Source organism: Cohnella sp. GCM10012308, from assembly GCF_042649185.1.
Taxonomy (GTDB): Bacteria; Bacillota; Bacilli; order Paenibacillales; family Paenibacillaceae; genus Cohnella.
Genome location: NZ_JBHRYU010000011.1, coordinates 12,762 through 25,189, shown reverse-complemented (window position 1 = coordinate 25,189; position 12,428 = coordinate 12,762). Strand labels below are relative to the sequence as shown.

Annotated in this window: 13 protein-coding genes and 1 pseudogene; 11 read left to right on the top strand and 3 right to left on the bottom strand. The window is 49.0% G+C overall.

Going from position 1 to position 12,428, the window contains the following annotated elements; translation table 11 throughout:
• Positions 1–97 precede the first annotated feature (97 nt).
• Positions 98–1,744 carry an RNA polymerase sigma factor gene (locus ACFOTD_RS14505; protein ID WP_378119885.1) on the bottom strand — a complete coding sequence of 549 codons (1,647 nt, stop codon included), beginning with the start codon at positions 1,742–1,744 and terminating at the stop codon, positions 98–100.
• A gap of 246 nt (positions 1,745–1,990) precedes the next feature.
• Here ACFOTD_RS14505 and ACFOTD_RS14500 point away from each other — a divergent pair, with 246 nt between their 5' ends.
• The 6 genes from ACFOTD_RS14500 (at position 1,991) to ACFOTD_RS14475 (ending at position 5,886) form a co-directional block, all read left to right on the top strand.
• Positions 1,991–2,758, top strand: a complete 768-nt coding sequence (locus ACFOTD_RS14500) for a nucleotidyltransferase domain-containing protein (protein ID WP_378119883.1) — start codon at positions 1,991–1,993, stop codon at positions 2,756–2,758.
• A 231-nt stretch (positions 2,759–2,989) separates the two neighbouring features.
• The gene (locus ACFOTD_RS14495; protein ID WP_378119881.1) at positions 2,990–3,904 is read left to right on the top strand and encodes a phosphotransferase; all 915 of its coding nucleotides are present in this window, start codon (positions 2,990–2,992) and stop codon (positions 3,902–3,904) included.
• Between the two features lie 156 nt (positions 3,905–4,060).
• Positions 4,061–4,717, top strand: a complete 657-nt coding sequence (locus tag ACFOTD_RS14490) for a carboxylesterase family protein (RefSeq protein WP_378119880.1) — start codon at positions 4,061–4,063, stop codon at positions 4,715–4,717.
• Positions 4,718–4,840: 123 nt separating this feature from the next.
• Complete coding sequence (locus ACFOTD_RS14485) at positions 4,841–5,245, top strand: GNAT family N-acetyltransferase (RefSeq protein ID WP_378119878.1); 405 nt, start codon at positions 4,841–4,843, stop codon at positions 5,243–5,245.
• 127 nt (positions 5,246–5,372) lie between these two features.
• Entirely contained in the window at positions 5,373–5,609 is a 237-nt protein-coding gene (locus ACFOTD_RS14480) for a GrpB family protein (protein ID WP_378119876.1), read from the top strand.
• A complete protein-coding gene (locus ACFOTD_RS14475) occupies positions 5,572–5,886 on the top strand; it encodes a hypothetical protein (protein WP_378120096.1) in 315 nt (104 codons plus the stop codon). The genes ACFOTD_RS14480 and ACFOTD_RS14475 overlap by 38 nt, the downstream gene beginning before the upstream one ends.
• Positions 5,887–6,123: 237 nt before the next feature.
• Here the strand turns inward: ACFOTD_RS14475 and ACFOTD_RS14470 are convergent, their stop codons facing one another.
• Both ACFOTD_RS14470 and ACFOTD_RS14465 read right to left on the bottom strand, forming a co-directional pair.
• Positions 6,124–6,771, bottom strand: a complete 648-nt coding sequence (locus ACFOTD_RS14470) for a helix-turn-helix domain-containing protein (RefSeq protein ID WP_378120085.1) — start codon at positions 6,769–6,771, stop codon at positions 6,124–6,126.
• 33 nt (positions 6,772–6,804) lie between these two features.
• Positions 6,805–6,981 (bottom strand): annotated as a pseudogene (locus ACFOTD_RS14465) (AraC family ligand binding domain-containing protein); the annotation flags it as partial.
• 204 nt (positions 6,982–7,185) lie between these two features.
• Between ACFOTD_RS14465 and ACFOTD_RS14460 the strand changes: the two are divergent.
• The 5 genes from ACFOTD_RS14460 to ACFOTD_RS14440 all read left to right on the top strand — a co-directional run bounded on the left by ACFOTD_RS14460 (position 7,186) and on the right by ACFOTD_RS14440 (position 12,428).
• Positions 7,186–8,184: a LacI family DNA-binding transcriptional regulator gene (locus tag ACFOTD_RS14460; RefSeq protein ID WP_483862634.1), complete on the top strand. Its 999-nt coding sequence runs from the start codon at positions 7,186–7,188 to the stop codon at positions 8,182–8,184.
• Between the two features lie 10 nt (positions 8,185–8,194).
• Positions 8,195–9,106, top strand: coding sequence for a ribokinase (gene rbsK / locus ACFOTD_RS14455; protein WP_378119872.1), 912 nt, complete (start codon positions 8,195–8,197; stop codon positions 9,104–9,106).
• Positions 9,103–9,498, top strand: coding sequence for a D-ribose pyranase (gene rbsD / locus ACFOTD_RS14450; protein WP_378119870.1), 396 nt, complete (start codon positions 9,103–9,105; stop codon positions 9,496–9,498). Before rbsK ends, rbsD begins: the two co-directional genes overlap by 4 nt.
• A gap of 216 nt (positions 9,499–9,714) precedes the next feature.
• Complete coding sequence (locus ACFOTD_RS14445; RefSeq protein WP_378119869.1) at positions 9,715–11,421, top strand: extracellular solute-binding protein; 1,707 nt, start codon at positions 9,715–9,717, stop codon at positions 11,419–11,421.
• Between the two features lie 71 nt (positions 11,422–11,492).
• Positions 11,493–12,428: an ABC transporter permease gene (locus ACFOTD_RS14440; RefSeq protein ID WP_378119867.1), complete on the top strand. Its 936-nt coding sequence runs from the start codon at positions 11,493–11,495 to the stop codon at positions 12,426–12,428.

The window sequence follows — 12,428 nt, the reverse complement described above, 5'->3', positions numbered from 1 at the left end:
GCAATTGGGATGTTCTAATGACTTTGTCGGACAGCGTATTGTGTGAAAATGGCCAACACCACCCGGGTATGGCCATTCTTCATATTTATCGAACCGATTACTTGACCGGCCCCATCCAGATTGTAATCGTCTTCCTCTGGTGCGGTAACGGCGCTTTCAGTTTTCCGTTGTCGGTCAAATGCTTCAAAATATAAGCGACCAACCGGCCTCCGCCGGCATTGCCTCTCACCATGTAGGCAATTTGCGGCTCTAAATGCTTCGGCTGATTTTGCAGGAACAGCTTGAGCATTTTATCGTAGAGCTTGCCGACAGCGGGCGCATACAGGGCGGACAAATCCGGCATTGCCTTGTTCAATCGATCCAGCGTTTGCGGAGAGCCGATCCAAACCGCATTGAACTTGTACCCCTCATCCGTCTTGCGGATGTACCCCTTCTCCAGTAGGAACGAATATTGCTCGCTGTTCTCTTCGTTGTCGGGCAGTTCCCCTCGTTGGAACGCATGGCAAATCTCGACATTCCGGTATTCCAGGAAACGCCAATCCACCTGGCGGTCGCTCCAGTACGTATTGAATTGCCACAAGTATAAGGGAGTGTCTTCGACGTAGCGGAGCGACGGACCGAAGGTGACGTACTTACTCAGATCAAAACCCGGATCGGCATTGCGGCTCCGGCTCAACGCCGCATAGGCGATATACTGCCCTCCGTCCTTTCGCATCGGCGCGACCGCATCGAAGTTGTCGCCCGCCGGCAGGCCCAGCCAGGACTGCTCCCCGACGTTCTTGGGCAGCAAGGTCCAGAGCAGAAAGTTGTAGTCGCCGTCCGGAACGTACACTCCGCTATCCTCGACTTGCCTGCGAACTTCCATTAACGCGTCGAAATGAACATCGGCCACTTCGGCGGCGCACTCCTGCCAGAATCGATGACCGGCCACGACTAGTTCGAAGAGGTCCCAGACGATGGTATTGCTTTGATATTTGCCGGGAGAGGTTTGGACGAGAAAATTGTAATCGGCCAGGTGCCGTACTTCGTCTTCCAGCAAAGACGGCGGAATTCCGAGCTCCTCCGCGATTTGATGGACGGTAAGCGCCTTATGATAAGCCGCGTAAACGATATTTTGCGCCAAGGCGCGTCCAAGAAAATCGTTGGTTTCACCCAGGCTGCCGGCCGAACCGGAATGGCCCATTTCCCCCATGCTGACCGGATTGACACTCAAAGTTCCTGTTGCGCGCATACGTTTCATCCGTTTCTTTAACTCCTTTTTGGCCTCACTCAGATGCCACTTCACCGTGTTGACAGGAATGTTCAGAGCAATCGCGATATCGCCGTGTTTAAGCTCGTCATAGTAATGCATGACCACGATTCGGCGATGGATGTCGGACAGAAACGCGACTTCCCGGCGCAGCTCGCGGTAAGCTTCGGTGACCAGCAGCCGGTCAAGCGGCTCCCGGGTAGGGTCGACTGACAGTTCGGACATGCCGTTGATTTCGATCGCTTGGGGAGTATGCGCACGCTTTTTCAACCAATTCACCCAAGTGTACCGGGCAACCGTCCAAACATAGGCCTCCAGGCTCCGAATGTCCCGCTTTCCTGAGAAGGATTTCAATAACTGCAGCATAATCTCCTGGGCCAGATCCTCCGCCTCCGCCCGTTGCTTAACCCGGTTCAACGCAAAACCGAAAATCGGTTTGACATAGCTTCGAATCGCATCGGCCGCTTCTTTTCCGTTCCGCTCTATCGAATCCATCAGTCGCCTCCGCAATTGCCTCTGTAATTTCTTACAATCAAATAGTGTGCCTATCGGAAAAAAGGTTGGGATATTTTCAAGAAAAATTTGGACGCCCTAACGGATCACTCATACTTAGTCGTTTCCATTGAAGTAACTGGGAGGATAGTTGAATGATTTCGCGAACAACTTAAGTCATGACGAATTTACGAAGTTCGCAAAAGAGACGTTAGCCGAAAAAAAGTTCTTAGTTTAGGAGGACTCTATATGATTTTAGAAAAAGTTATTAATAGAATTGTAATACAAAGTGAATATAAGGATTTGGTTGATAAGTATATAGCTAATATAATTACCGAGTTCAAAGGTAAGATTCATAGCATTTATATGTGTGGCTCTATTCCAAAAGGAACTGCTAAACCTTTTGAGTCAGATGCAGACTTTACTATTGTATGTGTAAATCCCAAAGATATTGATTACGAAAGATTGTCAAATATTAAAGACAGGCTCTTGAAAGAATATCCAGTAGTAACTAGGATTGATACGATAATTTGCTCGATTGACGATGTATTAAGTAAACCAAATGAATGGGGTTTTTGGGTCAAGATAATTTGTGTTTGCATATATGGCCATGACGTGGGTGAAAAAGTACCACCGATAATTATTTCTCCAGCGTTTATTTTAGACCTAAATACAGAGACCAAGGAAGAAGTAGATCGTATACATCGTTCACTTTCTAATGCTAGTGATAACACAATGAAAACTAGATATGTTAAAGGTTACTCTAAGAGATTAATTCGTGCATTATACTCTTTGGTTTTAGAAGATACAGGTGTATGGCAAGATGACATTATAGAGATGAAGAATGCCATATTAAACTATTGTGACATTGACACCGCTTTAGTTGATTATTTGTATGCTTGTTACTTGGATAGTAATGTACTTGTTGAGGAGTTTCTGGGGATTGCAGATGAAGTATATAGCTATTTTGAGAACGCCTTAAATACAATGGCTGCTTCCAGAACTTCCTTCGGCTAACGCCATATTAATGCTCCGGATCACGCTGAGAAGCGAGTGAACACATCCATCCCCCTACGACTGTCGGGACGTCACTGCATTTGCGTTCGGCCAACCTTTTCAACCACTGGGAGATTCACAAATGAATAGAAACGCTGCGCAATCAAGTGGAGGATGAGTTCGGGACATGAAGGAAAGACCGGCTAAACCGAACGTTTCGCCGTTGTAACCGATGGAGGAGGCAGACAATTCATGGGAGGAACGAATGTATGGGATGCGGAGTGGGAGGTTAACGAAGAGCAGGCGCGAACGCTGATCGGCAGACAATTCCCTCAGCTGTCATCGAAGCAAGTGAAGCGATTGGGCTGGGGCTGGGACAATACGGTTTTTCTCATCGGTGACGAGTACGTGTTCCGTTTTCCAAGAAGAACGATTGCAGTTGGCTCGATTCGTATGGAAGGGAAGCTGCTGCCGATGCTGGAGGCATATATGACCATCCCCTATCCGAAACCGTTGTTTTATGGCGAAGCAAGTGACGAATACCCGGCACCCTTTCTTGGCTATGCCTACGTGCCAGGAGATTTCCCAATCGGATTGACGGAAGAACGCCGGGCTTTATCGGCAGAGACGCTGGCGAAATTTTTGCGGAGATTGCATGAGTTTCCGGCGCAGGCGGCGCTGAAGTGCGGAGTTCAGCAAGATCATAGAAACTTGACGGACATCGCATCGCGCAAAGTGAAATTGACGGGCTTTGTAACAAAAGTGGTTGAACACTTGACGCCGGAGGAGTCCGGTGCGATCGAAGCGTATATTAGCAGGTTACAAACGGATCGTGTCGAGGCGATGAATGTACTGCTACATGGCGATCTTCATTTCAAAAATATGCTTGTGAACGAGAAAGGGATTGTTTCCGGCATCATTGATTGGGGCGATCTGAGCGTAGGCCATCCGGCTTGCGATTTGAGCGTTGCTTACAGCTATTTACCACCTTATGCTCGCGGCGCGTTTTTCGAAACATACGGAGGAGCGGACGAGAAGACGAAGCTGCTGGCGCGGCTGATCGCGGTATACATCCCCGTGCTGATCTTAATGCAAGCGGTCGATGACGGGAATGAAGCGATTGCGGCAGAGGCGAAATCCAACATCATGCGGGCACTGTCGGATTAGGCTCATTATTTCGTTGCGGCTATGGGTAAATAATTACCAATATGTGTTAACATAAGAGGGGTTAAACCTGTATTTAGGATGCAGGATTTCAATGCGTTTTAGCTAATCAGATCATTAAACGCACTCTTCAAATTATAAGAAACGAAGGTGACACGTATGAGTCAATCCGCACACCAGTTAGAAAAACAAATAGTAAAAACAGTGCAGGTAAAATATCTGCTGCATCTTCCGGAAGGCTATGAACAGGATAAAAAAATGAAGTGGCCGCTGGTTTTATTTTTGCATGGTGCAGGCGAACGTGGTGATGATATTCAAAAAGTAAAGGTTCATGGAATTCCCAAGATCGCCGACCTGAATCCGAGTCTGCCGTTTATCGCGGTCTCGCCGCAGTGTTCTGAGGATTCATTCTGGAATGCCGAGAAAGATGCTCTGCTGGCATTACTCGATGAAATAATGACGAGCTTCAATGTTGACGAAAAGCGAGTTTATCTAACCGGATTGAGTATGGGAGGCTATGGCACTTGGGAACTGGCGTCGTCACACCCAGAAAAATTTGCGGCTATAGTGCCTATTTGCGGTGGCGGCAATCTTAATCGAGTACAATCATTGGTCAATACGCCTGTTTGGGCGTTTCATGGAGCGAAGGACGAAGTCGTAAAACTTGAAGAGTCAGAAAAAATGGTTCATGCGCTGCAAGCTTGCGGCGGAAATGTAAAATTAACTGTCTATCCCGATGCTGAACACGATTCTTGGACGGAAACATATGCAAACCCTGAGTTATATTCGTGGTTATTAGGCCATTCACTTGCTTGATTCTTTTACTTTACAGCCTGCCGGCGAGATCCGGCAGGTTTTTCAGCTAATGGACAGATTAGTCTCAATTTTTAGTACATATTAAGATGGAAATAGTTTAACTCAAGCGTAAAGGAGCAATTTATGAATATTGCTGTCGCAACTGATTCTGATTATGAATACATAAAAGAGCGAGATCATCATATCCTGGAAAACTTAATTTTACCGAAGATAAAACAGAAAGAAATATTCATATTGAAAAGCGATGGACTTCATATTGGATGGATGCGTCACAGTTTCTTTTGGGATAATACACCGTTTATGAACATGATTTGGATTGACATTCCTTTTCGCAATAAAGGTGTAGGGAAAAAAGCAGTTCTCTACTGGGAAGAAGAGATGAGAAATAAAGGGTTCAAATTAGTGATGACATCCACTTTAGCTAATGAAGAAGCTCAGCATTTTTATAGAAAACTAGGCTATAGGGATTCAGGCTGCTTATTGCTTGAAAATGAACCCTTGGAAATTCTACTAACAAAGGGTCTTTAGCTGGTTAGGAAACCACTAAGCTATCGGGAAGCTTGATTGGGGACTTTATGAAAATAACATACGAAATCAAAACAATGGATGAATTCAAAAAACTACCTTTAATCTGTAAGTTGGGTTTAATAATCACTTGTACGTATGTAACGTGGACAGCGCAGAATATAAGCGACATATCCTTTTTCGCGACTATTTGAGAAGCCATTGCGAAGACGCCAAAAGTTATAGTGTATTAAAATTGGAACTTGCCAAACGCTTCAGTAATGACCGTGAGGCATACATGAACGCTAAAAGTGATTTTGTGATAGAGATACTCCAGCGGGCTGAAGTTGATGTTCAACAGGTACGACTGGGGAGATCCAATTCATGAATTAGTGAAAGTCGGTATTTTTAGCGCAGAAGTTAGTGTGCCTTTTTCAGTCGGTCAAATCCAGGGATATAGTGAACGTGAACCTGACGATGAGTTCTGGAAACTTTATTCACTCTATCTAGCCATGACTCTGATCTCATCCGTCGTATGGTGCTTGAAGGTAAAACCGGATGAATTAGATTCAATGTTGATGAAGATCCACAAAGTATTGGATGATCATAACAACTTTGTGTTAACTGTCCCAAAGTGGTACGGTCAGTATCAAATTAATTTTTGACTGGGTATTTTGACCAGGAGTAGTATCAAATACATCACGGAGAACCATATCATAAGCAGTTGGTGAACTCCAGGCTCGCATCCTCCGGCGGATAGTGAATCAGGGATAGATTCGTTATCAGACAACGCCATCCTATGGCGTTCTTGGTTAAAGGTGAAGTAACACAACCCTCTCCAATGGAAAATAAGAGACAGGACACAGAATGTAGTTTCTGTGCCCTGTTTTTATTTCTATCGTTCATAATATAGCCTCCCCCAATGTCAACAACATCGAAGCCTGGCGGCTATTCGGACTTCGCGGAACGCGATGGGGAGGTGCGAGCCGTTCCGTCTGATTTCGTTCGTCGATACCGATGCGCTGACCTTCCCGGAACTTGCCGGGCGTAAGACCGGTCTCTCTTTTGAACAACTTGCAAAATTGCGCATCTGTGGAAAACCCGGAGCGGATCGCGACTTGCGATACGGATAAGTCGGTATTGCCGAGGAGATCGGACGCGCGTTCCACCCGTTTGGACAGTAAATATTGCTGAGGGGAAACCCCTGTTTCCTCCTTGAACAAGTGGCGGAATCGATCATAGCTGTAACCGGATTCGACTGCCAGCGCATTGAGGTTCAGCTTCTGGCCGAAATGCTCGTCAAGGAACCGACGAAAGGAAAGAAGCTTCTTACCGTTCACTTGCAGGGAAAGCGTTTCATGCATATGGCGGGATAGCTCAATAGCCAACTGGCCGATCATTTGGTCAAGCATAAGGGAATAATGCGTACGCTTAGCTGTGAACTCATCGTCCAAGGATGATAGAATCGTCCATATTTTGGCCTCTTTATCCTGAAACATGCCTTCCGGGAGCATAAGTCTGTCGTCATCGCACGTAAATCCGATGAACAAGACATCGGTATCCTCGGTCCTTCTCTCGTCGTGCATCGTACCCGGACGAATAAGGCTGTACGCCCCGGAGCTGAATAGATACGTATTTTCCCCGATCTCCGTTTGGCCTTCTCCGTTAATATAGTAAACCAATTCGTAGCAATTATGAGAATGATGCGCGATATAGAATTGCTTGGCTCTCACCGATCTGTATAGGAATTCGAACTTCATCCCCCGCGAGCTCCCCTCATATATTAGCCACTTCGTATAATAGGTTGGCCAAAACGTTATAAAAGCGGTTTCACATCAAATGATATGCTAAAAGCAGCTCGCAAGCAATATCTCAATGCCATCGCATGAGAAATCGTTTCCAGCAAGAGGGAGAACGATTTGTGTAACCGGTATGAGAATGCGCATCAAACTCGAAAAGGTTGAATGGCATTGGCAACGATCAAAGACGTAAGCAAGCTGGCCGGCGTGTCGGTTGCCACCGTGTCGCGGGTGATCAACCGGAAGGGATACGTCGGCGAAAAAACAGAGCAGAGCGTCCTAGCTGCAATGAAAGCCTTGAAATTTCGTCCGGACCATACCGCGAGGAGCTTGGCGGGCAAGGGGTCATCCACCGTAGGACTAATGATTCCTGACATCTTGAACCCTTTCTTTCCGGAGGTCGCGAGAGCGATCGAGGATGTCGCCAACGCCAGCGGCTTTAACGTCATGTTGTGCAATACAGTCAGCAACATGGAGAAGGAGCGGCGTTATCTGGAGATGCTCGCAAGTAAACGGGTGGACGGAATTATCATCGCCTCGTATACGATCCAGCCTGAGCGGATTCTGGACTTCATGAACGAGATTCCGGTCGTATTGATCGATAATCCGCTCCCGAATGATTCCTTGATATCGATCGCTTCCAACAACCTGGACGGTGCAGCCTTGGCGGTCAGACATTTGCTGGAGGAGGGATGCACGAAAATCGGTCATATCCGAGGTCCTCTGCAGGTGACGGCGGCGCATGAGCGCAGCTTGGGTTACGAGCAAGCCTGCAGCAGCGCCTCGTGGTTCGTGCCGAGTTTAATCGCGCAAGGAAACTTCCACATCGAGGGCGGAGAGCGGGCGATGCTCGAATTAATCGAGCGCCATCCGGACCTGGATGGCGTGTTCGCCGGGAACGATCTGATGGCGATCGGAGCGCTGCAGGCACTCTACAGGCTCGGGATCCAAGTGCCGGAACAAGTAAAAGTGATCGGATTCGACGGCGTTGCGCTGAATATGAGCGTTCCCGCGCTAACGACGATTGCGCAGCCGATCTATTCGATCGGAGCACTCGCGATGGAGCTGCTGCTCCGGCTGATTCGCGGAGAACCGGTTGAGCGCAAACTCTACGAGCTGGATGTCAAGTTGTTGATAAGAGATACGACAAGAAGGACGAGATAGGAGCACGAATATGAGCAAGAAACCGGTCATTGCCGTCGTAGGAAGTTTTAACATGGATATGGTCGTGTCATTAGATCGGCTGCCTCGATTAGGGGAGACTATAGCAGGAGAACGAATTCAGTATGCGCCCGGCGGCAAAGGGGCGAATCAAGCGGTCGGCTGTGCACGGCTGGGAGCGGCCACGGTCATGATCGGCGCGTTAGGCAACGATCGGTTCGGAAGGGAAATCGCCGATTCTCTTGCGCAAGAAGCAATCGATATGGAGGGTGCAGCCTTCATGGAAGACTTTCCAACCGGCGTCGCATCGATCCTGCGCACGCAAGAGGACAATTGCATCGTGGTCGTTCCTGGAGCGAACGAGCGCTGCACGCCGGACTGGATCGATGAGCATGCCGAGCGGATCCGGCAATCGGGTCTGCTGCTCGTGCAGCTGGAGATTCCGCTGGAATCGGTCATTCGGGCTATGGAGATCGCGCGTGAGGCCGGGGTGAAAATCGTGCTCAATCCGGCACCTGCCCGCCCTCTACCAGAATATGTGCTTCGCCTGGCGGACTATCTGACGCCAAACGAGACGGAGTTCGAAGCGCTCAGCGGCACGGATATCGAATCGGAAGAGATGCTTTTCCAAGCTATGAGCAGCTGGCAGCGCCGGTACGGCCATACATTGGTCGTGACCAGGGGAGAAAAGGGGATCGCGGCTGCCGATAAGGATGGCATTCGGACGATCAAGGCGCCAAGCGTGAAGGTGGTCGACACGACAGGAGCAGGCGATGCATTGAACGCCGCATTAGGCTACGGTATCGCAAACGGGTGGCCGATTGGAGATAGTGCGTCGTTCGCGGTCAGGGCCGCAGCGCTATCGGTCACCCGATTTGGAGCGCAGCATGGAATGCCCTACAGAGACGAGGTGACGATACTGTGAAAAAAACGGGTATTTTGAACAGCGATTTGTCCAGCGTCGTTGCTTCTATGGGTCATACGGATCTCATCGTCGTTTGCGACAGCGGGTATCCCATTCCGAGGAACGTGGTTCGCATCGACTTGGCGCTGCGCCAAGGAAGTCCCGGCATCGTCGAGACGATCTCGGAAATGGCGCGCGAACTTGAAGTGGAGAAGATCACCTTCGCCCTCGAATCCGAAGACCATTGCGCCGCGTTGATCGGCGAGGTTAAGGCGTTGTTCCCCGATGCATCGCATGAAGGAATCGCACATGCCGAGTTAAAGAAATTGGCTTCGAATTCTGTCGCGGTCGTTCGAACGGGCGAATGCATCCCATACTCCAACATCATTTTGCACGCTGGAGTTGCTTTCTGAGAAAATGAGTTCGTGGAAGGAGTGATGGCCGCAAAAACAGCCGTAAAAAAAGCAACTCACTGTGTGCATGAATGACGCCCTCGATTGTAGCGAATCGAAGGAGCGCCCGCACAAGTCAGTCGCCTTTGAAATCCAATTCAAGTTCATCGTACACCAACATTGGGGTTCAAGCAACAAGCAACCGCTAATCGCATCTCATCCGGGAGGTCAAAAAAAATGAAAAAGAAAAAATGGCTGAACCTCACCGTAAGTGCCGCACTGGCCTTGGTGTCCCTATCCGCCTGTGCCGAAAACGCTAATAATGCGAATACTTCGCCAAACGCTTCGGCAAGCGGATCAACTTCTTTATCTCCATCCGGCAGCACGTCCGAAAATTCTAGCGAAGACGCCAAGCTGGATCCGGTGACGATCAAGTGGTACGTCAACCTCTCGTGGTGGAAATATCCGGGGGAGTGGGGCACGGACAAGTTCTCACAATTCATCCGCGACAAATTCGGCTTGAATATCGAGTTCCAGACACCGGCTACGGACGATGGTCAGAAGCTTGCTTCGATGATTGCTTCGGCGGACGTGCCCGACCTGGTTACCGTTGAAGGGTGGAACAACTCGCAGAAGCCGCTGATTCAGGCTGGTCTAGTGCAGCCGCTTGACGATCTGATCCCGAAGTACGCGCCGTCCTTTCGGGACGAGATTTACAACGACGTCTGGAATTGGTACAAAGCGCCGGACGGCAAAAATTACGGGCTCCCGAACTACGCCTATTCGAGTGAGCAGCTGAAGCCTGGGCAAAAGCTTGAGCCGAACGGCGGATTCACGCTGCGCAAAGACATTTACGACCAACTGGGCCGTCCGGACGTCACTTCGCCCGAGCAGTTTCTGTCCGTACTCGAGCGCGTCAAAAACGAAGTGAAGACCTACGACGGCAAGCCGCTGATCCCGCTGCAGCTATACGACGGCATAGGTCAATCAATCAACTGGCTGATTCAATACTTCAACACGTCGTATGAGGACAAAGACGGGAATTGGGTGGATGTTCGTTTCCAGCCGCATTACTATGAAGCGCTGAAATTCCTGAACGAGGCCAACAATCGCGGACTGATCTCGAAGGACAATTTCACGGATACCCGCGACGCAATTAACGAGAAGGTGGCAAGCGGCCGCGTATTCTCCATGATGACCGCACCGCAGGACTTCTCGAACACGAACGGACCGATGAGAACGTTGTTCCAGGCGGATCATAAAGCGCAATACGAGACATTCGTCTTGAAAAACTACGAAGGCGAAGAGCCCGTGCTCCAAGACATTCGCGGCATGGGCTGGCTCTTCACGATGGTCGGCAAAAATACGAAGTACGCGGACCGGATTACGAAAATGCTGCAGTTCCTGAACAGCGACGAAGGCCAGTATATGATTCAATTCGGTTGGGAAGGCGAGACGTATACGAAGACGTCCGACGGCCTGTTTGCGCCGACGCAGGAATATCTGGATCTCAACAAAACAGGAAAGGCGGCTCCTAAATGGGGGATGGGCTTTAACCTGATGGCCAACTGGCTGACAGTCAAGGACCTGATTCCGCCGCAGACAGATCCGGAAGAAAAGTATGTCCAGGAGCTGAAAAAACCGCTCGAGAAGTACAGCTTTAATCTGATGGCGAACACCAATCGCATCGATTCCGGCGATTCGCGGTGGAACGAAATGAGGCAAAAGGAATTAGAATTTACGACCTATTGGAACAAACAACTGGTACGCATGATTACATCCAAGTCCGAGGCGGATCTAAAGAAAAATTACGACGAATCGCTTGCCCAGCTGAAAAAGATGGGCTGGGAGAAGTGGTACGAATTCCAAAATGAAGGCTACCAAAAAACGAAAGAAATTTTGGGCATGAAAAACGGTTATCCGACCGACAGTACGAACGACTAAGGATGGCAAGCAAGGCAGGCTGCCGAAGAGCGGCAGCCTGCTCCATGTGCGCTCCGAAAGGATGATAGCAGATGAATGCCTCGAAACCCGGCATCGCGCGGAGGATGCTATCGCAGTGGCAATTGCAAATGATGGTGCTCGGTGGCGTCGTGTTCATCGTGATCTTTGCCTACTTGCCAATGGCTGGCATTACGATGGCTTTCAAGAAGATGGATTACTCCTACAATTTGACGAAGGATATCTTTGCCTCGCCGTGGGTTGGCTTCGATAATTTCCTGAATTTCTTTAACGATTATCAATTCAAGGATATTTTGTGGAACACGTTGTTCCTGAACTTAATCCAACTCTTGATTAATTTTCCAGCGCCGATTATATTCGCAATTTTGATCAATGAAGTTTTCCACACGCGATTCAAAAAGATCGTGCAGTCGCTCAGTTATTTTCCGCACTTTCTATCTTGGATCGTATTCGGCGGCATCGTGCTCAATCTGCTTTCGCAAGACAGCGGCGTCTTGAATCCGGCGCTTAAAGCGCTTGGGCTCATTCAAAACAATATCGATTATTTGGGGGATCCGCACAAGTTCTGGGGGATCGTCGTCATCTCGTCACTATTGAAAGGTCTGGGCTGGGGATCGATCATTTATTTGGCGGCGATTACGACCATCGATACTTCGCTTTACGAAGCCGCAACGATTGACGGTGCCGGCCGTTTCCATAAGATCCGCCACATCACCATCCCATCCATCACCGGGACGATCATCGTCTTTTTGCTGCTCACGATCAGCGGGTTGCTGAATTCGTCTTTTGATCAGATCTGGGTGTTTCAGAACAACATGAACCTGGACGGCAGCGAAGTGATCGATACGTATGTGTTCAAGATGGGTCTCACGCAGATGCGCTATTCGTATACGACCGCCGTCGGGGTATTCAAATCCGTCATCGCGCTCGTACTTCTCGTTACAAGCCATCTGATCAGCAAAAAAGTGACGGGACGAGGCATCTTTTAA

What these genes read in the sequence shown, in the direction of transcription:
- ACFOTD_RS14505 (WP_378119885.1), bottom strand. Translation starts at nt 1,744, where the DNA reads ATGGATTCGATAGAGCGGAACGGAAAAGAAGCGGCCGATGCGATTCGA.
- ACFOTD_RS14500 (WP_378119883.1), top strand. Translation starts at nt 1,991, where the DNA reads ATGATTTTAGAAAAAGTTATTAATAGAATTGTAATACAAAGTGAATAT.
- ACFOTD_RS14495 (WP_378119881.1), top strand. Translation starts at nt 2,990, where the DNA reads ATGGGAGGAACGAATGTATGGGATGCGGAGTGGGAGGTTAACGAAGAG.
- ACFOTD_RS14490 (WP_378119880.1), top strand. Translation starts at nt 4,061, where the DNA reads ATGAGTCAATCCGCACACCAGTTAGAAAAACAAATAGTAAAAACAGTG.
- ACFOTD_RS14485 (WP_378119878.1), top strand. Translation starts at nt 4,841, where the DNA reads ATGAATATTGCTGTCGCAACTGATTCTGATTATGAATACATAAAAGAG.
- ACFOTD_RS14475 (WP_378120096.1), top strand. Translation starts at nt 5,572, where the DNA reads ATGTTCAACAGGTACGACTGGGGAGATCCAATTCATGAATTAGTGAAA.
- ACFOTD_RS14460 (WP_483862634.1), top strand. Translation starts at nt 7,186, where the DNA reads ATGGCATTGGCAACGATCAAAGACGTAAGCAAGCTGGCCGGCGTGTCG.
- rbsK (WP_378119872.1), top strand. Translation starts at nt 8,195, where the DNA reads ATGAGCAAGAAACCGGTCATTGCCGTCGTAGGAAGTTTTAACATGGAT.
- ACFOTD_RS14445 (WP_378119869.1), top strand. Translation starts at nt 9,715, where the DNA reads ATGAAAAAGAAAAAATGGCTGAACCTCACCGTAAGTGCCGCACTGGCC.
- ACFOTD_RS14440 (WP_378119867.1), top strand. Translation starts at nt 11,493, where the DNA reads ATGAATGCCTCGAAACCCGGCATCGCGCGGAGGATGCTATCGCAGTGG.